Annotated in this window: 24 protein-coding genes; 10 read left to right on the forward strand and 14 right to left on the reverse strand. The window is 63.7% G+C overall.

Features of this window, described 5'->3' with window-relative positions; genetic code table 11:
- The first annotated feature begins 55 nt into the window (after positions 1-55).
- On the forward strand, positions 56-571 hold the full coding sequence (locus tag AC51GR_RS20055; protein ID WP_496326399.1) for a gluconokinase: 516 nt from the start codon (positions 56-58) through the stop codon (positions 569-571).
- The gene (locus AC51GR_RS20060) at positions 571-1,968 is read left to right on the forward strand and encodes a GntT/GntP/DsdX family permease (RefSeq protein ID WP_496326400.1); all 1,398 of its coding nucleotides are present in this window, start codon (positions 571-573) and stop codon (positions 1,966-1,968) included. Before AC51GR_RS20055 ends, AC51GR_RS20060 begins: the two co-directional genes overlap by 1 nt.
- 311 nt (positions 1,969-2,279) lie before the next feature.
- Here the strand turns inward: AC51GR_RS20060 and AC51GR_RS20065 are convergent, their stop codons facing one another.
- Positions 2,280-3,326, reverse strand: coding sequence for a class I SAM-dependent methyltransferase (locus tag AC51GR_RS20065; protein WP_496326401.1), 1,047 nt, complete (start codon positions 3,324-3,326; stop codon positions 2,280-2,282).
- Positions 3,327-3,453: 127 nt separating this feature from the next.
- Between AC51GR_RS20065 and AC51GR_RS20070 the strand changes: the two genes are divergently transcribed.
- Positions 3,454-6,291, forward strand: a complete 2,838-nt coding sequence (locus AC51GR_RS20070; RefSeq protein WP_496326402.1) for an ATP-binding protein — start codon at positions 3,454-3,456, stop codon at positions 6,289-6,291.
- A 171-nt stretch (positions 6,292-6,462) separates the two neighbouring features.
- On the opposite strand, the gene AC51GR_RS20075 is transcribed toward AC51GR_RS20070, so the two are convergent.
- The 6 genes from AC51GR_RS20075 to AC51GR_RS20100 all read right to left on the reverse strand — a co-directional run bounded on the left by AC51GR_RS20075 (position 6,463) and on the right by AC51GR_RS20100 (position 12,123).
- A complete protein-coding gene (locus AC51GR_RS20075; protein ID WP_496326403.1) occupies positions 6,463-7,425 on the reverse strand; it encodes an SMP-30/gluconolactonase/LRE family protein in 963 nt (320 codons plus the stop codon).
- Positions 7,426-7,580: 155 nt separating this feature from the next.
- On the reverse strand, positions 7,581-8,120 hold the full coding sequence (locus AC51GR_RS20080) for a DUF1097 domain-containing protein (RefSeq protein ID WP_496326404.1): 540 nt from the start codon (positions 8,118-8,120) through the stop codon (positions 7,581-7,583).
- A gap of 84 nt (positions 8,121-8,204) precedes the next feature.
- On the reverse strand, positions 8,205-9,245 hold the full coding sequence (locus AC51GR_RS20085; protein WP_496326405.1) for an alpha/beta fold hydrolase: 1,041 nt from the start codon (positions 9,243-9,245) through the stop codon (positions 8,205-8,207).
- Between the two features lie 42 nt (positions 9,246-9,287).
- Positions 9,288-10,544, reverse strand: a complete 1,257-nt coding sequence (gene fmdA, locus AC51GR_RS20090; RefSeq protein ID WP_496326406.1) for a formamidase — start codon at positions 10,542-10,544, stop codon at positions 9,288-9,290.
- A 45-nt stretch (positions 10,545-10,589) separates the two neighbouring features.
- Positions 10,590-10,883: an FmdB family zinc ribbon protein gene (locus AC51GR_RS20095; RefSeq protein ID WP_496326407.1), complete on the reverse strand. Its 294-nt coding sequence runs from the start codon at positions 10,881-10,883 to the stop codon at positions 10,590-10,592.
- 118 nt (positions 10,884-11,001) lie between these two features.
- Positions 11,002-12,123 (reverse strand): substrate-binding domain-containing protein, encoded by a 1,122-nt coding sequence (locus tag AC51GR_RS20100; RefSeq protein ID WP_496326408.1) that lies wholly within the window; start codon positions 12,121-12,123, stop codon positions 11,002-11,004.
- 65 nt (positions 12,124-12,188) lie between these two features.
- On the opposite strand from AC51GR_RS20100, the gene AC51GR_RS20105 reads away from it, so the two are divergent.
- A complete protein-coding gene (locus AC51GR_RS20105; protein ID WP_496326409.1) occupies positions 12,189-12,662 on the forward strand; it encodes a MarR family winged helix-turn-helix transcriptional regulator in 474 nt (157 codons plus the stop codon).
- Between the two features lie 25 nt (positions 12,663-12,687).
- On the opposite strand, the gene AC51GR_RS20110 is transcribed toward AC51GR_RS20105, so the two are convergent.
- Positions 12,688-13,308: a DUF2231 domain-containing protein gene (locus tag AC51GR_RS20110; protein ID WP_496326410.1), complete on the reverse strand. Its 621-nt coding sequence runs from the start codon at positions 13,306-13,308 to the stop codon at positions 12,688-12,690.
- Positions 13,309-13,448: 140 nt separating this feature from the next.
- Here AC51GR_RS20110 and AC51GR_RS20115 point away from each other — a divergent pair, with 140 nt between their 5' ends.
- The 3 genes from AC51GR_RS20115 (at position 13,449) to AC51GR_RS20125 (ending at position 16,073) form a co-directional block, all read left to right on the forward strand.
- Positions 13,449-13,886 (forward strand): Fur family transcriptional regulator, encoded by a 438-nt coding sequence (locus AC51GR_RS20115; protein ID WP_496326411.1) that lies wholly within the window; start codon positions 13,449-13,451, stop codon positions 13,884-13,886.
- 127 nt (positions 13,887-14,013) lie between these two features.
- Positions 14,014-15,468 carry a catalase gene (locus AC51GR_RS20120; RefSeq protein ID WP_496326412.1) on the forward strand — a complete coding sequence of 485 codons (1,455 nt, stop codon included), beginning with the start codon at positions 14,014-14,016 and terminating at the stop codon, positions 15,466-15,468.
- A gap of 131 nt (positions 15,469-15,599) precedes the next feature.
- Positions 15,600-16,073 (forward strand): Dps family protein, encoded by a 474-nt coding sequence (locus AC51GR_RS20125; protein ID WP_496326413.1) that lies wholly within the window; start codon positions 15,600-15,602, stop codon positions 16,071-16,073.
- A gap of 117 nt (positions 16,074-16,190) precedes the next feature.
- On the opposite strand, the gene AC51GR_RS20130 is transcribed toward AC51GR_RS20125, so the two are convergent.
- The 3 genes from AC51GR_RS20130 to AC51GR_RS20140 are packed head-to-tail and all read right to left on the reverse strand — an operon-like array spanning position 16,191 to position 18,310.
- A complete protein-coding gene (locus AC51GR_RS20130; protein WP_496326414.1) occupies positions 16,191-16,952 on the reverse strand; it encodes an AIM24 family protein in 762 nt (253 codons plus the stop codon).
- 9 nt (positions 16,953-16,961) lie between these two features.
- Positions 16,962-17,681 carry an AIM24 family protein gene (locus AC51GR_RS20135; RefSeq protein WP_496326415.1) on the reverse strand — a complete coding sequence of 240 codons (720 nt, stop codon included), beginning with the start codon at positions 17,679-17,681 and terminating at the stop codon, positions 16,962-16,964.
- A 5-nt stretch (positions 17,682-17,686) separates the two neighbouring features.
- Complete coding sequence (locus AC51GR_RS20140; protein ID WP_496326416.1) at positions 17,687-18,310, reverse strand: AIM24 family protein; 624 nt, start codon at positions 18,308-18,310, stop codon at positions 17,687-17,689.
- Between the two features lie 169 nt (positions 18,311-18,479).
- Here AC51GR_RS20140 and AC51GR_RS20145 point away from each other — a divergent pair, with 169 nt between their 5' ends.
- From AC51GR_RS20145 to AC51GR_RS20155, 3 genes are read left to right on the forward strand one after another with little or no spacing between them, the layout of a single operon-like run.
- A complete protein-coding gene (locus tag AC51GR_RS20145; protein WP_496326417.1) occupies positions 18,480-18,950 on the forward strand; it encodes a hypothetical protein in 471 nt (156 codons plus the stop codon).
- A 49-nt stretch (positions 18,951-18,999) separates the two neighbouring features.
- Positions 19,000-19,416, forward strand: a complete 417-nt coding sequence (locus tag AC51GR_RS20150; protein ID WP_496326418.1) for a MarR family transcriptional regulator — start codon at positions 19,000-19,002, stop codon at positions 19,414-19,416.
- Positions 19,417-19,465: 49 nt separating this feature from the next.
- Entirely contained in the window at positions 19,466-19,795 is a 330-nt protein-coding gene (locus tag AC51GR_RS20155) for a rhodanese-like domain-containing protein (protein ID WP_496326419.1), read from the forward strand.
- A 21-nt stretch (positions 19,796-19,816) separates the two neighbouring features.
- Here AC51GR_RS20155 and AC51GR_RS20160 read toward each other — a convergent pair whose 3' ends face one another.
- The 3 genes from AC51GR_RS20160 to AC51GR_RS20170 all read right to left on the reverse strand — a co-directional run bounded on the left by AC51GR_RS20160 (position 19,817) and on the right by AC51GR_RS20170 (position 22,476).
- Complete coding sequence (locus AC51GR_RS20160) at positions 19,817-20,689, reverse strand: hypothetical protein (protein ID WP_496326420.1); 873 nt, start codon at positions 20,687-20,689, stop codon at positions 19,817-19,819.
- 56 nt (positions 20,690-20,745) lie between these two features.
- Complete coding sequence (locus AC51GR_RS20165; RefSeq protein ID WP_496326421.1) at positions 20,746-21,699, reverse strand: GlxA family transcriptional regulator; 954 nt, start codon at positions 21,697-21,699, stop codon at positions 20,746-20,748.
- Between the two features lie 111 nt (positions 21,700-21,810).
- Complete coding sequence (locus AC51GR_RS20170; protein WP_496326422.1) at positions 21,811-22,476, reverse strand: chymotrypsin family serine protease; 666 nt, start codon at positions 22,474-22,476, stop codon at positions 21,811-21,813.
- Positions 22,477-22,490: the final 14 nt, after the last annotated feature.

Here is a 22,490-nt window from a genome sequence, read left to right on the forward strand (position 1 = left end):
ATGACTATTGAAGCTGGGAACTGCGGTGGGTGAGCAGGATGTGGCGAGGAGAAGTATGCGATCAGCTCTGGTTGTGATGGGGGTGTCGGGTTCGGGCAAGTCGACTGTCGGGGCCGCGCTCGCGCAACGTCTCCGGGTCCCGTTCGCCGATGCCGATGACTTCCACCCGGCGGCCAACATCGCGAAGATGTCGGCCGGCCATCCCCTCGACGACGATGATCGGTACCCCTGGCTCGAGACGCTCGGCCAGTGGCTCGCCGAACACGGCGACGGTGGCGTGATGAGCTGTTCGGCACTCAAGCGCAAGTATCGCGACCAGCTTCGCGCGCACTGCCCGACGGTGCGATTCGTGCACCTGTCCGGTACCGCGGAGTTGATCGGACGCCGACAGGCGAGCCGGCCGGGACATTTCATGCCGGCCTCGCTGCTCGCCTCACAGTTCGAGACCCTCGAGCCCCTCGGTGCCGATGAGCAGGGCTACGAGATCGACATCGACCAAACCATCGACGAGATCGTCGAGGCCTATGTCGCCGCCGCCGGCGCCGACCCCAACATCACCGAGGAGAACTGATGAACGCCGCATCGATGGCTGTGCTGGCAGCCGATACGGAGTTGCCCGAACCCGTCGCGCCGGGATGGCAGCTGATCCTGGCGGCGCTGGCCGGCATCTCGGTGATCGTCCTCCTCATCACCGTCGCGAAGTTCCATCCCTTCCTCGCACTGGTCGGCGGTGGACTCACCGTGGGAATTGTTGCCGGCGAGGCGATCCCCGATGTGCTCGACTCATTCACCACCGGATTCGGATCCACGGCCGCCGGCGTCGGCATCCTGATCGCCCTGGGCGCGATGTTCGCCAAGTTGCTCGCCGATTCCGGCGGCGCGGACGAGATCGTGGACACGATCGTCGGACACGCCTCCCCGCGCATGTTGCCGTGGGCGATGGCGCTGGTCGGCGCGATCATCGGCCTGCCGATGTTCTTCGAAATCGGCCTGGTGCTGCTGATGCCGGTGATCTACCTCGTCGCGCGACGTTCGGGACTGTCGCTGATCACCGTCGGTATCCCGGCGCTGGCCGGTCTGTCGGCGATGCACGGATTCGTGCCGCCGCATCCGGGTCCGCTCGTCGCCATCGACGTCATCGGTGCAGATCTGGGCACGACGCTTGCCCTCGGTGTTGCGGTGGCGGTCCCGACGATCATCGTCGCCGGCCCGCTCTTCGGAAAGCTCGCCGGCCGGTGGGTTGTGCTGCCGGTCCCGACCACGTTCGACGCGGACCCGTCCGACGGTGAGACCAGCAAGCGGCCGTCTTTCGGCATCACCATCTTCAGCGTGCTGCTCCCGGTTGTCCTGATGCTGGGCAAGGCGATCGCCGAGATCTTCATCGAGAACGACGATCAGATCGTCCGGCAGATCCTCGACGTGATGGGCACGCCGGTCATCGCCTTGCTGATCGCCGTCGTTGTCGCGATGTTCACCCTCGGGCGGGGTTCCGGCATGGACCGCGACACCATCGCAAAGTGCACGGGCGCAGCACTTCCGGCCATCGCCGGCATCCTGCTGATCGTGTCGGCGGGTGGCGGGTTCAAACAGGTGCTCGTCGACAGCGGAATCGGTACCCTCCTCGCCGACTGGGCCAAGGAAGCCAACATCTCGGTCATCCTGTTGGCCTGGGTTCTCGCCGCACTGATCAGGCTGGCGACCGGCTCGGCGACCATCGCGACCATCACCGCGTCGTCGCTGATCCTCGGACTCCTCGACGGACTCAGCAGCGGCGAACTCTCGTTGGTGGTGCTGGCCATCGGCGCGGGTTCGGTGTTCTTCTCACACGTCAACGACGCCGGATTCTGGCTGGTCAAGGAGTACTTCGGAATGTCGGTCGGCCAGACCGTCAAGACCTGGTCGATCATGGAGACCGTTCTGTCGGTGGCCGGGCTGATCGTGGTCCTGCTGCTCGGCCTGGTGATCTAGCCGAGCGCGGCCGCCGCCCCGGGCCAGCGCCACGTAACGCACGTACCAGAACAGCATGAGTCCGGTGCTCAACGTGTGGAACAGGTGCAGGACCAGGACGGGTCCGAGCGGGAGATGCAGGACGTAGACGAGATAGATCAGATTGCCGATGTTGGCCAGGGCGATGTTGCCGGGACTGTAGGAATTCACGTCCTTGGTGCGCCATGCCTTGGTCAACATCGGCAGTGTGCTGAACGCGAACACCGCGGTGGCGACGCCGCCGGCGACAACCGGGATGTCCATGTCGACCTCTCTGGGTGGTGCGGGACGCCTCAGGGGCGGATCTCATAGACGTTGTTGAACGCGGTCTGTGCGGCCAACCGGAACCTGGTGAATCCGGCCTCGTCGACAATCTGGCGCAATGCCGATTCGGGTGCCTGCGCGCCGAGGGCATAACCACCGGGCTGGGACAGGGCATTGGGGACGCAGAGGAACGTCGATCCGCTGTAGTAAAGGCGCCCAACCGGATTGAACGTATCCTCGACGTTCTCGGCGGTGGCCGGTTCGACCAGGAGCCAGGTGCCGTCGCCGGCGATGGCCTTGCGCACCTGCCGGGCCGCGCCGAGCGGGTCGCCCATGTCGTGCAGGCAGTCGAACATCGTGATCAGGTCGTAGTCGTGGCCCGAAAAGTCCTGTGCCGTCCCGACTTCGAATGTGGCGCGATCTCCGACCCCGGCCTCGGCGGCGTGTTTGCGCGCGAGGTCGATGGATTCGTGGTGGTAGTCCACACCCACGAACGTGCTGCGGGGGAATGACTGGGCCAACAAGACCGATGACGACCCCAGACCGCAACCGATATCGGCAATCGCGGCCCCCGCAGTGAGTTTCGCCTCCACCCCGTCGAGCGCGGGAATCCAATTCGGGATCAGCTCGGCGGCATAGCCCGGACGGTAGAAGGCGTCGATACCGGTGAACACGCTGTGATCGTGCTCGTGCCAGCCGACACCGGCACCGGTGCGAAAGGCCTCGGTGATCGCAGGCTCGGCACGCAGGTAGCCCAGGACACCCACAAACGCGGCCGACACGTTCGGTCCGTTCGGATCGGCGAGGCAGAACGCCTGCTCGTCGGTCAATGAGAACTCCCCGGTGGACGGTTCGTACGCCACGTATCCGCCGGCGGCCTGACCGCGCAGCCATTCGGTGAGGTACCGCTCGTCGTACCCGGTTCGCCGTGCGAATGCTTCTTCGGTGGCCGGGCCCTGCGCGAGTGCGCGGTAGAGGCCGAGGCGGTTGCCCACGGTGATCGAACCGGCCGCGCCGGCCGCTCCCATGTCGGTCACGACCCGGCCGAGAAACTCCATGATCTTGTTCTCATCCATCTCAACTGCTCCTTCGAGTGAGTAACTGATGCGGTGGACCGGTCCAACCGGTCACACTGAACAGCGTCGATGCTGTGACAGACACGTCGCTGACACCGGCATGCACGGCACTGACAGGAGGTGGGCGATGGTCGATGATGCGACGTCGCCGCCAATCCGGGTGGAGGTCCTCGGGCCGCTCCGTCTGGTCGTCGACGGCATGCAGGTAGACGTGAAAGGCCCGAAACGCCGGGCGGTTCTGGCGATGCTCGCGTTGGCGGCGGGCCGGACGGTCCCGGCCGGTCAGTTGGTGGACGCGCTGTGGGTGTCGGAGGCGCCGGCGTCGGGCAGAGCCGCGCTCCAGGCGCACATCTCGCGCCTGCGTGGACATCTCGGTCCGGCGTCGGGGCGACTACGGGCGGTCGCCGCCGGCTACCAGCTCGAGCTGGCACCGGCGGAGTTCGATGTATCGCAGGCCCGACATCTGTTGGCGCAGGCCAGAAGTCGACTGGAGCACGATCCGGCCGAGGCTCTGGAACTGCTTCGGGAGGCGCACCAACTGTGGCGAGGACCGCTGCTCGCCGACCTCACGGACGTCACGGATATCGCCACCGCGGTCGCCGAATGCCATCAGCTGCACCGCGATGTGACCGACGCTCTGATCCACAGCGCGATCGAAGCCGGGGTCGCAGGTCAGGTCGTCGGTCTGGCGACCTCGTGGCTGGCAGGTGATCCGTTGCGGGAACCGGCGGTGTTGCTGGCGATGCGTGTTCTGGCGGCCACCGGGGAGTCGTCGGAGGCACTGTCTGTCGGACGACGATTCCGCGCACGGTTTGCCGACGAGATGGGACTGGATCCCTCCCCGGCCTTGTCGAGACTCGAGCGGCAGATAGCCGGCGGCGCCGCCGGACCGTCCGCGGTGCCGTCGGAGGCAAGGCCTCGGCTGCCACGGACCCGGCTGATCGGTCGCGATCGGCAGCTGGCCGAGCTGCGCGAGCTGCTGGTGAAGGAACGGCTCGTCACGCTGGTCGGACCCGGGGGCGTGGGCAAGACGAGTGTCGCGTTGGCGATCGCCCGCGACGCACCGGACGTGACGGTGCTTCTGCTCGCGCCGTTGACCGATCCTGCGGCCGTACCGCATGCGCTCGCGGCGGCGTTGAACGTCAATGTGGTTCGGGGTGACGTCGTCAGTGCTTGCGTCGCGGTGCTCGGTGACCGCGAGCTGATGATCCTGGTGGACAACTGCGAGCACCTGCTCGACGCGGCTCGCGATGTGATCGTCAGCCTCCTCGATGCCTGCCCCCGGTTGACCGTCATCGCAACCTCTCGGGAATCACTGGGGATTCCAACAGAATTCGCGTGGCGCCTGTTGCCGCTGCCCTTGCCGGCCGATGATCATGATGGTTCGACGGCGCCGTCGGTGCAGTTGTTCATCGAACGTGGTCGCCGCATCCGCCCCGATCTCGAACCGACGGCTCCACGACTGGCCATCGTCGGGGAGATCGTGAGCCGTCTCGACGGGATACCGCTGGCCATAGAGTTGGCCGCCGGACGACTGTCGACCCTCACACTGACCGACCTGCGCGACCGCCTGGATCGGTCGCTGGATCTGCTCGGTGGCGGACGACCGAGCGGCGACCTGCGGCATCGCACCCTGCGAGCGACGATCGAGTGGTCATACGACCTGTTGGAGCCCGATGAATGCCGCTTGTTCCGGCACTTGACCGTGTTCGCCGACGGCATCGATCTGACCGCAGCGGAGGAACTCTCGGCGAACCTGGGGATACCCGGCGACCCCGGTGCGATTCTGGCCCGGCTGGTTGATGCATCGATGATCGTCGTCGACGTCTCCGGCGGCACCGCCCGATACCGGATCCTGGAGACGATACGAACCTTCGGTATGGACCGGTTGGCCGCTGCCGAGGAGAAAGAGTCGGCGCAGGAACTGTTGCTGGACTGGGCGATCCGACGGTCCCATGAAATCGGTGCGGCCATGATGACCGATCGCGAACCCGAGGCGGATGCGGATCTGCGCCGCGAACTGGGTAATCTGCGTGCCGCGTGGCGACTGGCCCGGAGCCGCGGATCGACGGATGCGGCGGTATCCATGATCAACTCACTCTTCGACGCGATCTCGTACCGCGACCTGATCGAATTGCGCGAGTGGGCTCAGGAATTGGCAACCGACCCCCACCTCCTCGCGCACCCGCAGGCCGCGTTCACCTTTGGTGTGGCCGCCGAAGCGGCGTACCACGGTGGGGATCACGCCCGCGCCGACGAACTGTCCCGGATCGGGTTGGGGTGTGCCACCGATCCGTCCCAGACCTGGACGTGCCTGGCCACCCTGTCGGTGACGGCACTGGCCCGCGGCGACTATCCGGAGGTTCGCGAATACTGCCTGGCCGCAGAGGAAGTGACACCGAGGCCGGCCGAGCCGCTGGGGGTCGCGGCGCTCGCGGCCGTCTATTCCGGAGATATCGAGTCTGCGCGGACGTACAACAGTCGAGGCAGCACCGGTGCGAACTTCCCCTCGATGGTTGCGTGGAACGAGTACGTGAGCGGCGAGATCGAGAATTTCGCCGGCAACGGACTGATTGCCGAAACGCACTATCTCCGTACGATCGAACTGGCCAGGACCACCGGTGCGACGTTCCTGATCGGCGTGGCCACGGTCGGATTGCTCACCGTGCGGTCACGCAGCGGCCGCATCCGGCAAGCGCTTGATGGATACCGCGAGGTGATCGACTACTTTGCGAGCACCGGCAATTGGACGCACCTGTGGGCGGCGTTGCGCAATCTGGCCGATCTGCTCGACGAACTCGGCGACCATTCCTGTGCGCGGCTGCTGCACGCCGCGGCGGACCAGGCGCCCGATGCGCCCGTGATCGACCGTCCGCCGGCCCCGCATGCGCAGGATGTGGTTGTACCGGACCGAACCGCCTTGCTGGAGTCGGCCCGCACCGCCATCGCCGACCAACTCCGTTGACCGTGCCGAACCGACCGTCGAGCGTGCCGAACCGACCACCGAGTGTGCCCCACTCGGTTCCCACTCGGTTCCCACTCGGTTCCCTGGCGGTCCCGCGGTGACGATTCCGGCACGCTCAGTTGCGATTTCGGCACGGTCGACGGTGTTATCGGCACGGTCGACGGTGGGGGGTCAGGGGGCTGCGGTGGTCGCGTTCGGATCGAAGGCGCCGGGGATTTCGTAGATGTTGCCGTCGAAACCGGCTCGGAACAGACGTCCTTTGGAGAACCCGGAGTCGCTGCGGCCGTAGGACACCACGCTCGACGCCGGAAGGCCGGAAGCCAGGGCGCAGAACTGGTTCGGGCCGTTGACCCGCAGGATCTCACCGCTGATGTCGGTGGGGACGATCGGCCGGTTCTGCGAATCCAGGGTCAGACCGTCAGCGGCCGCGATCACGTCGCCACCGGCGAACGTGACGAGGGACTGCGGGGCTCCGGGATTGTTGACCGGGATGCGGCTGACCCCCGGATTCACGAAGGTGCGTGAGACATAGAGGTAGGTGTCGTCGCTGTTCAGGACCGCTCCGTTGGCGCTCGGGAGACTGGCCCAATCGGGCTGAACCGCCCCGTTGGGGAACACTCTGCCGACCAGCGCGCCGAAATCGTTGGTGGCGTAGATGGTTCCGTTTGTTGCCACGTCCATACCGTTCGCGGCGCTCAGGCCCGTGACAAACGGCGTCAGGCTGCCGGTGGCCGGGTTGAACTTCCCGATCGAGGCGGCGCGCAGCACGTCACCGACGAGAACCCGGACATCGGCACCGTAACCAACCAGTAGCGTGCCGTCCGGGGTCCAGGCCAGGGCTCCACCGCCGCCATTAGGGACGGTCGCCACCGGTACCGCCCCGGCCCCGGGACGATCGATCCGGAACAGGCGGCCGCTGACCAGATCTGTGGTGTAGAGACGACCGGCGGGATCGACGGTGAGTCCTTCGAGTGCGGCACCGGGGACCCGGGCGACCAGAACCGGCGCCTGCCCGGCGCCTGGACAGGTCGCCGCGGCTTGTGCTGCCGGTGCTCCCACCACGGATATCGTTGCCGTGATCAGCGCGGCGCTCGCAATCAGACGTACTGCAGTACGCAGTGAGAATTTCGACATCATGGCCTCCCAGCCCAGTCGGATGTTCCCAGCTTAGGTGCTCGGCGACACCGTTTGTGGTGATGTCCGACTTCGGATCAATGTCCGGATCAGCGGCCCGACATCCCGCCACCCGCCACCCGGGAGCCGGCAGCGGGTGACGGGAACCGAGATCGTCAGGTCGCCGGGCTGGGTTCGGCAGCGTCGAGACGTGTGGCTTTCACATTCATGAGTCGCACACCGAGGTATGCCGCGAGCGGACCGAGCGCGCACATCGCGGCGGAGCTGACGGCAGCAGCACCCAGATTTTCTGCGTCGAAGCCGAAACCGCCGAGGTAGGTTGCGGTCACCGACGCGAATCCGAAGAACATGCCTGGAATCAGGCTGAAGAGCGGAAGGCGTCCGAGCGTGAGCAGCGATGCGTTCACCACGAAGATGATGATGGCGAGCGCAAGTGTCTTACCGAATGTCCCGCCACCGATATGTGGGCTGATGGTGTTGTTCACGTAGAGGGCGACAACGCCGAAGGCGGTGCCCGCAGTGGTGGCGATGACCATCCTCGTCGCGTTCTCACGCGACGGACCGCCGAGCAAGAAGATCCCGGCCCACGTGATGAAGATGGCCCAGGTGGGCATGAATAGCGGACTCATAGTGAGAAAGACCGTCGCAAAAGCGACTATCGATGCGCTGATCTCATGGGGGAGTGTGAACTTCATGGAGGTCCTGACATAGAGGTGGACTGGGTATGACCGGGACAGTCGGGTGGGTTCGGGAAAACCCACCCGACCGATGGATGAAAGTCAGCTCAGGCCACCCGGTTTGGCGAGCAGCTCAAGGAGTGCGGCATCGATGAAGTCGATGTCTTCGGGATTCTTGCCACCACCGGCAAAGTGACCCCAGATCCCGGGCATGATGCGGAGTTCCGCATTGCTCATGTGACTCACGGCCCAGGCCTCGTCCTCCGGCGGGAAGTAGAGATCCTTTTCGGCGGGGATCACGATGGACGTTGCCCGGATGGACCCAAGCGCCGCCTCGGTGTCACCGTTGAATCCGGGTGTGAGACCGACATCTCCGTTACGCCAAGTCCAGATCATGGTCAACAGGTTGTTCGGGTCACGTCCATCGAGGAAGAAGCCCTCCCAGAAGCCGACCACGAAGTCTTCCAGTGACGTGTAGCCGAGTTTCTCGTACTCTTTGTGCCAGTAGAACGCCTGCGAGAAACCCCACCCCGCATAGACTCTCGCGAACGCCCGGAGTCCGACGATCGGAAGATCATCGCCGTACCATCCGTTCGCAAATTTGGCGTCCGCCTTCAGTGCTGCGGCGATACTGTCGAGGAACACCTGGTTGTGGGGGGCCGTCCGTGGGGATCCGCAGAACGGTGCGATGCGTTCGACCATCTCGGGATAACTCACGCCCCACTGATAGGTCTGTCCTGCACCCATCGACCACCCGGTGACCAGCGCGAGTTTCTCGATACCGAACTGCTCGGTGACGAGCGCGTGCTGAGCACGGACCTGATCGTAGAAGGTGATGTCGGGGAACCGTGGTCCGGCATAGGCTCCCTCGGTGTTGCTCGGGGACGTCGAGAGGCCGTTGCCGATCATGTTCGGGATGATGATGAAGTAGTTCGCAGGGTCGAGCGCTCGGCCTGGGCCGAGCAACCACTCATTATCCCAGTGCCTGCCGGAGTACCACGTCGGATAGACGATTGCATTCGACTTGTCGGCGTTGAGCTCACCGTAGGTGGTGTACGCCAGTTGTGCTCCACGCAGGGTGGCGCCGTGCTGGGTGGTGAAATCTCCGAGTTCGAAGGTGTGCACTTCGGTTTCGCTCATCATTGGTTCTCTCTGCTTGAAAGGATCGGTGGATTTTGAAAGCTGTTATAGGGCAGCGGAACTGGTCGCGCATTGACCTCTGTCCACACTTGTAGGCCCGGCCGACGATGGCCTGATTTCGAAATCGAAGATGGCGGTCGGCAGGTAGAGTGTGCAGCACGAGTTGGGGGTGTCGACGACGCCGCTCAGGCGTCCCTCGATCGGTGCGGAACCGAGGAGCAGATATGCCTGCTCACCGGTGTATCCGAACTTCTTGAGGTACTCGATGGCGTTGAGGCATGCATTGCGATATGCCAGGGTGCTGTCGAGGTAATAGTTGGTGTCGGTTTCATGGTCAACCGAGATTCCGACAAAGGAGAGGAACTCGCTGTAACGCGGTTCGACGTTGCCCGGCAGGAAGATCGGGTTGGTGGTCACCCCGTAGGTCTCCATGCCACCCTTGATCAGATCGACCCGTACATCGACGAACCCACCCATCTCCACGGCGCCACAGAATGTGATCTCACCGTCGCCCTGACTGAAGTGGAGGTCGCCGCCCGAGAACAGGGCACCCTCTACGTGGACCGGATAGAACACCCGTGAACCGCGACTGAAGTTCTTGATGTCCTGGTTGCCGCCGTTTTCGCGTGGGGGAACGGTCCGCGCGCCCTCCTCTGCAATTCGGGTGGCAACCTCTCCGGTGGCCAGTCCGGTGACCGCGTTCTTCGCCAGGGGTGGCAGCGCCAGCGCCGGCACCCGGTGAGGGTCGGTGTCGATCAAGGCCTGTTCGCGGATATTCCAGCGCGATAGCATCTTTGCCGATGGTGCGGTGCCGAACAGTCCGGGATGGGTGATACCCGTGTATTCGACACCAGGTATGTGTCGGGATGTCGCATTCTGGCCGTGGAAATCCCACACCGCCTTGAGGGCATCCGGATAGTGGTCGGTCAGAAAGCCGCCGCCGTTCTTCTTCGCGAAGACGCCTGTGTAGCCCCATCCTTCACCCGATCCGGGACCCGCAGCCTGTGGCACAGGTCCGATGTCGAGGATGTCGACCACGAGGAGGTCGCCCGGCTCAGCGCCTTCGACCGCGATCGGACCGCTGAGCATGTGGACCTTGCTCAGGTCGACATCGCGGACGTCGTCGGCCGAATCGTTGTTGCCGATCTGATTGTCGGTCCAGTCGCGGCACTCGAGGCGGAACTCTGCACCAGGCCGGACGGTCGCGACGGCCGGGATGTCGGGGTGCCAGCGGTTATGGCCCGGCACCGCTTGATCTTTCATGAGTTTGGCTTGGTCGACATCGAAGAGGATTTCGGGCATGTGATCTCCTGATTCGTGGATGTTGCTCGGTACGAACGGATTTGGTCAGGGACGTGGGAGGAGGCCATGGCGGGGGTTTGTGGTCCCTGCCGGTCGGGCGCGCGCGGCTTGCGGGACGTGGCGGGTGATGATGGGTTCGGAGGAGCTGGCTTCACTTAGTTCGCGAACGCGGCGCAGCGGTGATGCACTCCCGTGTAGTGCCGGCCCGGAGTAGACGCGCGTGGATTGCTGGCGGCACGTGAGGCACTCGGTGATTCGGTTCGCAGAGCCCATCGGGAGCGCCAGATCGAATTCCCCGCACTCGGGGCAGCGGTAGGTGTAAGTGGCCAACCGATTCACTTTCTCTTGAAATACTTTCTGTAGAAACTATTTCAAAGCGAACGTGACGATGGTGGGTTTTTGTGTAAATGATCGGTTAACGCGTTGGGCGAGGCGACGAACGGGACGTCCCAGGACGTCAGGAGTGCAATTCGTGCAACACATCCCATTGAATTCCGTCAGCGGCAGCCAGGAAAACGGACTGGGTCAGATGTCCGTCCCGGATCTCGACCATGCCGCGGGGACTTTCGTAGGTCAGTCCCTCTGCGATCGCGCGCATCGGGTTCACCTCGGTTGATCCGGACCGTCTCATGAGTTCGACGATCAATCGGATGCCTTCGTAACACGATTCGCCGAGACTGTTGAGCACCGGTGCGCCGGACCCGAAGCGATGGAAGTATTGGGCAGAGAAGTCCAGGCTCGAAGCAGTGGACAGATCGTCGAAAAATCCTGCGGCGGTCATCAGTCCGCGGGTGTTCTCGGGACCGGAAGCGAGCAGGACATTCTCGTCTATCAGCGAGCTGAAGCGGATCAGGTCTCGGTCGAATCCTGCGGCCGCGAACTGCCGATTGAACGCAACCGCGTCGTCACCGATCAGCAGCATCAGGACCCCTTCGCACCCGCTGCTCTCGAGTCGACGGAGTACCGCCCCGAAATCGGTGGTTCCCAGCGGAACGAACATCTCGTCGCAGGCGATGCCACCCTCGGCCCGTAGGAACTTGATGGCCGAGCGTGATGACATTCGAGGCCAGATGTAGTCGTTGCCCACGATGGCCCAACGTCGGATGCCGGCGTTGCGGTCGAACCATCGCAAAGAAGGCCAGAGCTGGCGATCCGGCGTTTCCCCGGTCAGGAATACGCCGGGCCGTCGCTCACCGCCTTCATAGAGTGCGGTGTAAACATAGGGGATGCGTGCCCCGATTCGCGGTGCCAGCACCTCCCTGACGGCAGAGATGTGCCACCCGGTGACGGCGTCAATGGCTGAAGCGTTGATCAGGGCGCCGACCTCATCGGCGACGCGGTTCGGTGCTTGGCCGCCGTCGACAGCGATCAGTCGAACTTCACGGCCCATCACCCCGTCGGTGGCGTTTGCCTCTTCGACCGCGAGTTGGGCGCAAGCCTCACACGACGGTCCGAAGAGTCCAGCCGGTCCCTGAAGTGGGATCACCAACGCGATGTTGAGCACACCTTCGCGACGCGCGACCAGATCGGGCCGCTCCTCCCGCATGTGGATGGGGTGGCTCACACCGCCGATGTTCACGAATGCACTGTAGGCGCTGATTGCTACATCGGCGTTTCAATTGAACTGGTCTAGAGTCTCTATGCATGGCATCGTCATCACTGGAAGGAACCAGTGGAACCATGGGGTTCTTCCGGTTGTTGATGCTTGCCGAACGTGAGTTGACCTGTCGACTCGAAGACGCTCTTGCGCAGTACGGTTCGACTGTGGATCAATGGCAAATCCTGAACTTCGTGGCAGACACGGCCGGATCGCCGATGAGTGCGATCGCCGATCACGTGGGCACGCCCGCCCCGACTCTCACCAAGATCATCGACAAACTCGTGTCATCCAATCTGGTGCTGCGTCGCGCGGACGCGAATGATCGACGTAAGGTTCTGGTCCTCGTGTCTGCGCGGGGCGCCGCCGCACTCGCCGAATGGAACGGGGTGACCGAATCCACGATCAAGGAGTTCTCCGATACGGTCGGCGACAGAGATGCCGCCAAGCTGACGCGAATGCTTGAGAGGCTCGTCGTCCCGCCGGTCCCCTCTGATTCGAGCGAAGCGCTTCTGCGTTGATTCCCCCGGGAGTGACGGTTAGCGCCTATCGCTCCCGTAGCACCCCCGCGCTCTGGGCGTACGAAAGATGCCCACCCAGTGCACCTGAGACACCGGAGACGGCAAGTCCTGCCAGTGACCAGATCGATCCCCGCACTGCGTTGCCACGCCGACGCTTTCGCCACGAGCGAGCGAAGCAGGCGAGCCCGATCGTGTTCGTCGCCATGTGGAATACCGCAACCCGACGTTGGGGTGTGTCGAGTGTGGTGTATTCGACGAGGCCGGTGACGCCGGCGGGAACGGCGGCCATGAGACCGAATGCGACCAGACGCTGGGCGGCAGCGCGTTGGCCGGTCGCATCGAGTAACGGCACGGCCATCCAGGCTCCGATGGGGACGGTCACGAGGATGGGATGAAGTGGATGTCCCAGCCATTGGCCTCGTAGGAATGTCAGGGCTGCCGGCGGAAACTTGGTGTTCAGAATTCCGGCGAGCGCGTTCGCAGGGCCGTCGACCGCTTCTACGCTCTCCGCTGCCAGCAGTGCGCGTGCGATCGGGCGCGATCCATCCGGCCGGCCAGGAGCGGTCAGCGAGACGGTGTCCGGTTGCCCGGCGGCTTCTGTCTCTTTCGGGGGGTTCTCGATGGGGTCGTTCGATGGGGTGGTCACCCAGCAGTGGTTCCCCGTGTCGAGGTCTTTCAATCACTCGGATGGTCGAGATCAAGGCCCGCGACCTGCCCTTTCCGGTTACTGGAATCAGTCCAGAAATAATCTGGACTCATTCCAGAAAAGGAGGTATGGTCAGTGTCATGAGTTTCCAGCAGCCTTCCCTCGACACACAGCAGCAGCTGCGTGCGGTGGGCCTTCGGGTGACGGCGCCACGGGTGGCTGTACTCGAGTTGCTGGAGACCCATCCGCATTCCACCGCCGACTTCGTTGCTACTCGCGTCCGCGAACAGCTCGGGGGCGTGTCCACACAGACCGTGTACGACGTACTGCGGGTCTGCTCGGAGCGGGGACTGTTGCGGCGTATCGAGCCGGCCGGTTCTGCGGTCCGGTACGAGAGCCGGATCGGCGACAATCACCATCATCTGGTGTGTCGGAGTTGCGGCGAGGTCCGCGACGTCGACTGCGTGGTGGGGATGGCCCCCTGCCTGCAGCCGGAAACCGGTCACGGCTTCAAGATCGACGAGGCCGAAGTGACATTCTGGGGTCTTTGCCCGCAATGCCAGGCACAAGCCGAGTAAGGGTAGACCCTTCGACGGCCACTGTCGCTGACCATCGGTATCGGCGCCGGAAGCCGCACATTTCCTGTAGTGCAACACCTTTCAAAACGCATGAGCGCCCTCGGCGCGAAATAAACAGGAGGAAGTAATGAACCCACGGACCACCACGAATGCTGGGATTCCGGTGTCGAGTGACAATGAGTCACTCACCGCAGGAACCCAGGGGCCGATCTTGCTCCATGATCATTATCTGATCGAGAAGTTGGCCCAGTTCAACCGTGAGCGCGTGCCGGAGCGTGTTGTGCATGCCAAGGGCGGCGGCGCATTTGGCGAGCTGACCATCACCGGGGACGTGTCGAAATACACCAAGGCCAAGTTCCTGCAGCCGGGCAAGACGACCGAATCGCTGGTCCGCTTCTCGACGGTCGCCGGCGAGCAGGGTAGCCCCGACACCTGGCGCGACCCGCGCGGCTTCGCGATGAAGTTCTACACCGAAGACGGCAACTACGACCTCGTCGGCAACAACACGCCAGTCTTCTTCATCAAGGATCCCATCAAGTTCCCCGACTTCATCCGCAGCCAAAAGCGTTTGCCCGGTTCGGGTTTGCGCGACCACAACATGCAGTGGGATTTCTGGACGCTACGTCCGGAGAGTGCGCATCAGGTGACCTGGTTGATGGGTGACCGAGGCATCCCGAAGAGCTGGCGGCACATGGACGGATTCGGTTCGCACACCTACCAGTGGGTGAACGCCGCAGGTGAACGCTTCTGGGTCAAGTACCACTTCAAAACCGATCAGGGCATCGAGTTCCTGACCCAGGCCGAAGCAGACACACTTGCCGGCACCGATCCCGACTACCATCGTCAGGATCTGTACCAGGCCATCGAGCGTGGCGAGTTCCCGACGTGGACCATGAAGGTCCAGGTCATGCCGGTGGATGAAGCCGAAGGTTACCGCTTCAATCCGTTTGACCTGACCAAGGTCTGGTCGCAGAAGGACTACCCCTTGATCGAGGTCGGTAAGTGGACGCTGAACCGGAATCCGGAGAACTTCTTCTCCGAAATCGAGCTGGCGTCGTTCGGACCGTCGAATGTGGTTCCGGGAATCGGCTTCTCGCCTGACAAGATGCTGCTCGGACGGGTCTTCAGTTATGCCGACGCGCATCGGTACCGCATCGGCGCCAACTTCGCCCAGCTGCCGGTCAACTCGGCCAAGGCGACCACGGTCAATTCCTACTCGAAGGAAGGCGCGATGGCCTACACCTTCAACGACCCGAACACGCCTGTGTACGCGCCCAATTCATTTGGCGGGGCACACGCAGACCCGCAGGCGGCCGGTGACGAGGGACTGTGGGAGTTCGACGGGCGGGCAGTTCGCGCCGGCTACATCGAGCACGCCGAAGACGGTGATTACACGCAGGCCGGGATCCTCTACCGCGAGGTGCTCGACGACGACGCCCGGGAACGACTGGTGGGCAACATCGTTGGTCACGTACGCGGTGGTGTCCGGGAGCCGGTTCTCTCCCGCGTGTTCGAGTACTGGAAGAACGTGGACGCCGATCTCGGCAAACGGGTCGAAGAAGGTGTCCGAAACGGGGAATAGGAGTCTGCTCGCTCTGGTTGAACGATCCAGAGTGGCAGAACTTCAGACCACAGATCCCGCGCCGTTCGATGGGATCGTCGGAGTTCGAAGCAACCCATCGGCATCAATTGCGCGAACCAGGAGGTAGCGGAATGACGAATCCCATCACCAGCACGTTGACCCAAGATCAGCAGGCCGTGGCAGGTAAGGCGTTGCAGGAGACAGTGGTCGACATGATCGACCTCTCCCTGATCGCCAAGCAGGCCCACTGGAACGTCGTCGGCCAGCAGTTCCGTTCGGTTCACCTCGAACTCGACGAACTGGTCACCACGGCCCGCGACTTCACCGACGCGGCAGCAGAACGCGCCACCGCGATCGGGGTCAGCCCGGATGGTCGGGCCGAGACCGTGGCGAAGACCGCCGGCACCAAGGGTATCGACGAGGGCTGGACCAAGGACGTCGACGTGGTGACCGCGATCGTCGCCAATATCAAGACTGTTGTCGACGGTCTGCGGGCCCGTATCGAGACGACCGAGAAGGCCGATCCGGTCACCCAGGATCTGCTGATCGGCTTTGCGGCGCGGCTCGAACAACTGCACTGGATGTGGCAGGCGCAGGTCGCCTGACACCAGACCGCAGGTGATGTGCAGCCCGCATCACCCGGCGAAAAGCCCCCACGGCCAACCCCCCCCGCGGCCGTGGGGGGCTTTTGTGTGTCGGGTGCGCCCGGTGTTCTTCCCCGCTCAGCGGATCTGTTGTTGCTGTGCCATCTGCGACTGGATCGTCTGGTTCAGGCGGGTGAGACCGACCGAGGACAGACCCGGAATCTGGCTTTCCAGGCTCCGCACCAGATTGTGGTCGTTGATGACCTTCTCGCTGGACTGGATCAGGACCGTGCCGGATCCGGTGAAGTCGAACTGCTGCTCTTCTCCACTGGCCGCACCCATCATGGCCGCACCGGCGGCCATGAATCCGGTGACCCAACCCTGGTCGTAGTGATGGCTGGGGGACGGGCAATCAGCCCACCCGACAAGCGCTTCGGGATCAACGCGTAGTGGTGGTTCGGCGAACATGACCGGTCCGTTGGATGACGCCAGGAACTTGCCGCTGCCGATGAGTGTGAGGTAGCCGGGGACGATCGACTGGTTGAGCTGCAGTCCCGGCTCGAACGCCAGCAGGTTCGCCGCGCGGACCGTCAGGTTGCCGTCCTCGAGATCGTACGAGTTGATGTCGTATCCGCGGTCGCCGATGATGAGCGTGCCCTGTCCCTGGGCGATGATGAAGTCGCCCATATACAGTGGCGCGCTGATGGTTCCGGCGAGCTGCTGCATCATCGTGGTCTGCATGCCCTGGACGAGGGCCTGGAACTGCATCTGTCCGTAGTAGGCGATCATCGCGCCCTTGGACATGATCCAGGGCTTGGTCATCTGCATGTAGTACGCGTAGTTGTTGCCGGGAATGTTGTCGTCGCCCTGCAGCATCGACGGATTGAGTATGTCGCTCATGGCTTTCCCCTACAGCTTTTCTTCGGACGCTTGTACGAACACAGTTCCTTGACCATGGCATTGCAACTGCATCGCCTCACCGGCCCCACGTCCGACGGCATCGCGCCAGCCCGCCGTCGACTTCAACTGGGTCTGCACATTGCCGAATGTGCCGACAAACGCCTGCGGGTCGACGATGACCGGGTATTGGCCACCGACGGGGATCTCCAGCACCTCACCGTGGGCCAGCAACACCACCGAGCCCATGCCCTGCAGCTGGGTCGTGAACATGCCGTCGCCGGTCAACGCGCCGGTCGCCGCTCCGCGCAGCGCACCCATCAGTCCACCGCCGCGTCCACCGCCGCCACCGTTGCCCTGGGACGTCATCGAGACGATAGAAGCCTGCAGGCCCGCGGTGTAGCCGAGTGTCCTGGATGCGTCGGCGGTGACGGTGCCGCCCTGCGGCATGTCGATGACATGCACTGCGAGCCCACCGAATCCGTAGTGGACCTGCCCGTGACCCTGCGCCATCATGGTGGCCTCGTGCTCGCCGCGCATCATCCGGCCGGCCATCCCGGCGACCGCACCCATACCGCCGAGGCCGGGCATCCCGCCGGCGCCGGGGATCTGGTGCGGGGAAAACTGAATCTGACCGGTGTAGAAGAGCATCGCGCCTTTACGGGCGACCACACCACCGGCCTGGCCGACGTCGACCTTGACAACCTTCGAGTTGATCTTCTCAAAAACCATGTCGCTCACCGCTCCGCAGGTTGGATGGACACAACACCCTGGCCCTGCCAGCGCAACGAGAACGCCTCACCGCCATCTTGGCCGATCATCGACCGCCAGCTGACATCGGTGACAAACGATTGCTGGAGTTGGCCTTTGGCGGAGACGAACGCATCAGGATCGACCACCACCGGCAGATTGGGATTGACCTCGAGATGGATGAGTGGACCGCCGGCCGACAACAGGGCGACCTGACCGCTACCGGTCACGGTGGTGGTGAAAAGTCCCTGACCGCTGGACATCCCGCCGACGCCGGCGAACTGGACGTTGGTCTGCAGATCACCTGCCATGGCCAGGAGTTGCCGTGACTCGACCTGAATGGTCTCGTTGTTCAGCTGTAGGACCGTGGTGTACTGCGCGTTGATCGCCAGGTGCACGATGCCGTTGCCGGTGCACTCCATCAACTTCAGTGACTCGCCGGTCGCCTTCTGTTTGAGCCCGGCGAGAACCCCTGATCCGCCGCCGAATCCGGCCGATTTGAATTCGACCTGCCCCTGATAAGAGATCATCGATCCACTCACTGCCTTGACTGACGTGTTGTTCAGGCGTGCTTCAACAACGCGCTTGGTCAATCCGATCAACTCGGCCATCTGACCCATTTCCCCTACGAGTTCGAAACCGTGCACTTTTGATACCGCGTCATCGTAGGCATCAGCGGACCCTGGTGAACAGACCCATCCATAGTTCAAATGATCACCGGTGTCCGCAACGGCCACCGGTGCCCTGGCGTGATAGGGCGCTTTCTGTAACGTGTGTCAGGTGAATGACACATCGTGGGCGGCAGTGGGTGTTGGGATCTTTGTTCTCGCGGTGGTCGTCGGGGTGGGCCTGTACGTCTGGTACCGCCAGACCGAGGCGCAGCGCCTCGACAAAGACGTCGATCTGGCGGTGAAGCTGCGCTCGGTTGCCGGGGATGATCCGGTGCGGGCGGCTGCCGTCGACGAGTTCGAGACGGCCATCTACGAGCGGTTGTTCTACGTGTCGACCGTGGGTCCGCGGGCCAGGGGAGCGGCGTGGGCGCTGCTGGGTACGGTGCTGTCGGCGTTTGCCTCGTTATGGGTGTCGGGCGACGGTGTCATCGAGCGTGTCGTTCACTACGGATTTGCCGTTGTGGCAGCCGGTTTCGTGCTCACCTTTGTGGTGTTCCTGGCGCTGACGGTCTATGCGGCGACCACGCTGCCGCGGATCTCGTTCGCCGAATCGTATGACGCGGAGCCCTCAGAGCGCTGACGGACTTCCCTGGCCGTTGCGACCCCTTGTCGGTGGGTAGCCTGAGCAGATGCCGCAGCCACCTCCGTTCAGTCCGACTGTCATGCTGCTCACGGTCAGTCGGGTGTGGGAAGCGGAGTTGGCCGAGGCCTTCAAGCCGCTCGGATTGACCACCCGGAAGTTCGGGCTGCTCGGGCATATTCGGGGAACGCCGGGTATCTCGTTCAGCGAACTTGCCCGCCGCTCGCGGATCACGGTCCAGAGCACCCACACCGCGGTGGCGGCTCTGGTGGCGGCCGGTCTCGTCGACGACGGGACGGCACACGCCGGGACTCCATCCACCTTGGCGGTGACGGCCGATGGGGAAGCGCTGCTGGCCCGCGCGGCCACGGTGGTGGCCGACCTTGATGCGGAGTTCGGGGCGGCGAATCCCGAACTGACCGAGGCGCTCCGCGCGCAAATGTTGCGTGTGGTGTCGGAAGGCTGACCAAGCCAGCAACCTTCAGTTAAGCTGAAGGGATGAAGTCGAGTCGTTCATGAGTATCCGGCACTATCTACGCCGCCCGCCGTCGGTGACCGCCGTCGAAGCTGTTCGTCTGGTGGGAGACGGTGCGCTGATCATCGATGTCCGTCGACAATTCGAGTGGAACCGGGTGCACATACCCGGCGCGGTCCACGCGCCGCTCGAAGGATTGCTGGAGCGCTGTCTGGAGTTTCCCGAGGACCGACTGCTCATCGCCTTCTGTACCGGCGGTATCCGGTCGGCAGGTGCGGCGAACCTTCTGGTGGAGAACGGCTTCGAGGCGGTCAACATGAGTGGTGGGCTGGTGCAATGGCGCGCTGCGGGCGGAATGCTCACCGATTGAGGCGACGTTGGCGGGCGATGCTCAGAAGCCGAGATATCCGCCGTGGCCGGCGGGGACAACCGGCGAGGGGTTGACCGTTTTGCGACCCAGGACGACGCCCGCGATGCTCGTCCCGGTCATCACCATCAGGGTCGCGGTGGCCAGGATGGTGCCCGGTCCTGTCGAGAAGTCGTTCAGTCCTTCGAACAAGATCGAATCGTCGTCGTTGTCGAAGATGATGCACGTGCTGGGCACGGCCAGAAATACCAGCGCCAGGAACAGGTGCAGGACGGACAGGACAAGGATCGCGATCGAGTTGCCGAAGCGGCCGATGTTGCAGATGACCAGCAGCGCCAGAATTGCCACCGGTAACACCAGGAACGGGATGAAGAATGCCGCGAAGGGCATCCCGGTGGTTCCCGGATCCATGATGAGCTGTGAACCATCCTGGAACACCTGACCCCAGCCATTGACCGAAACCTTCGCTGCATCGGTGTATTTCGGTTCGAACGAAGCCCAGGTCAACCAGCCGTACGGGATGAACAACAGCGCGCCCACCAATGCAATGGCCCCCAACGTGCGGGTGGCCGGGACCGCGGCTGGTTGAAGGCGTACCGCTGGAGGGCCACCGGCAAACCCGGACTCGGGGTACCGCGGTGCCGGGTATTGCGGCCCCGAGGGATGAGTCGGGTATTGGGGCGTTGGGTATTGCTGCGATGGGTATTGGCTGTGCAGCGGCTCCCCGTACTGCGGCGGGGTATACGGCGCGAACTGATCGGGTGACGAGGGCGGGTACGGCGGCTCCGCCGGGTAGAGGTTGACCGGAGGAGTGAAAAACTGCGTCGCTTCGGTGTTGTCCGGATGCTTGTTCAGATCCGGCCGCTGGTCCTCTGGATCGTCTGAGTTGCTGGTCATCGTCTCCGCTACTTCCCGTCGGGGGGATCGGAACCCATCGTAGAGGGGTGTCGGCGTCAGCCGACGCAGCCGAAGCGGGACCGGAATGCGGTCGGTGTGATGCCCACAGCGGTCGAGAAGTGATGACGCAGCAGCGTTGCCGAACCGAAGCCGACCTGTCTCGCGATTTCCTCGATGCCGTGATCGCTCGATTCCAGTAATCCCTGGGCGGCCAGTACCCGTTGCTCCGTGAGCCACCGAAGCGGGCTGGTTCCCACCTCGTCGCGGAATCTGCGCGCGAACGTGCGCGGGGACATGTGTGCTTTCGCAGCCATGTCGGAGATGGCTATGTCGGAGTCGAGGTTGCTCAACATCCAGCCGAGGACCTGCCCGAATCCGTCGCTGTCACATTCGGGCACAGGCTCTTTCACGAATTGTCGTTGCCCGCCGTCGCGGTGGGGTGGGACCACCATCCGGCGGGCGATCTTGTTGGCTGCGACCGGTCCGTGTTCGGTCCGGATCAGGTGCAGACTGGCATCGATACCGGCAGCCGTGCCCGCACTGGTGATGATGTTGCCCTCTTGGACGTAGAGGACGTCGGTGTTGACGCGGACCTCGGGGAAAAGTTCGGCCATCTGGGCGCCGTACTTCCAGTGGGTGGTGGCGGACTTCCCGTCGAGAAGGCCGGCGGCGGCGAGCACAAACGCCCCGGTGCAGACCGAAAGGATGTAGGCGCCACGCCTGTGGGCTGCGCGGAGTACCTCGAGTACCTCGACGGGGTAGTCCGCGGTGAGCCGACCGGCCGGGATCGCCACCAGGTCGGCGTCCGCGCAGGCGTCGAGTCCATAGGTCGGGACGATCTGCGCTCCGGTGGTGAAGTTCAGCGGTGTGCCCGGCTCGATCCCGCACACCCGTAGATCCATGGGAGGTACGCCCTCGTCGGTGCGATCGACGCCGAAGACCTCGCACACGACGCCATACTCGAATGCCGCCACCGGTTCCTGCAGGATGATCGCGACTGATTTCAACACTTGACCAGTATGGCGGAAAATTTTCGATGACCGTCAAATTGGCCAATGTTGGTCGCAGCCTTCATCGCGATCTACCGCAATGCGAAATCCGGACGGCCTGAACGGCGAGGGTTAGATGACCCGGAAGTCCGTGATGCCCCGACGGCTCATGTCGTCGAGGATCGGCTTGATGTTCGTGCCGGTCTCGGGACCCACGCACCCGAAGAAGTAGTAGGCGTTCACCATGCCGACGAGGCGGTCACCGACAACCACGGGGCTTCCGCTGTCACCCTCGACGACGCAGATCTGACTGAAATGCGCAAAACCGTCGGAGAACCAGGTGACCCCGCAGGTATTGCCGGTGGTGCGGCCTTCCTTGCACATGAGTTCGAGGAACTGCGGCGCCTGTGTGCGGAGTCCGCGGATGGTCACGCCGCCGACCCGCTGGACCGGATTGACCTTGCCGGCGTCGAACCGGATGATCGCGTAGTCGAGGACTTCGTCGCTGTAGGTGATCTGGCCGAGGGCGCCTGCTGATCTGGCCGATTCCGCCAGGACCGGTGTGCCGGCATCTCCGCAATGCCCGGCGGTCAAGCCGACCAGGGCATTGTTCTGATCGTGTCCGATGGCTGTGAGCGTGCAGGCGCTGAATCCGCCCCGGCCCTCGGGGAACAGGAGGCCGGATCCGCCACCGAGGTTGGTCTTCGGTGGCGCGGCGGCGGCGGTCGACACCCCCAGGCTGGTGAGTGCGAGCAGTGCGCACAGGGCTGCGATGACCGTGCCGACCTTCTTGAACATCAATTCCTCACGTG

The sequence above is a fragment of the Williamsia sp. z71 genome, from assembly GCF_059553375.1.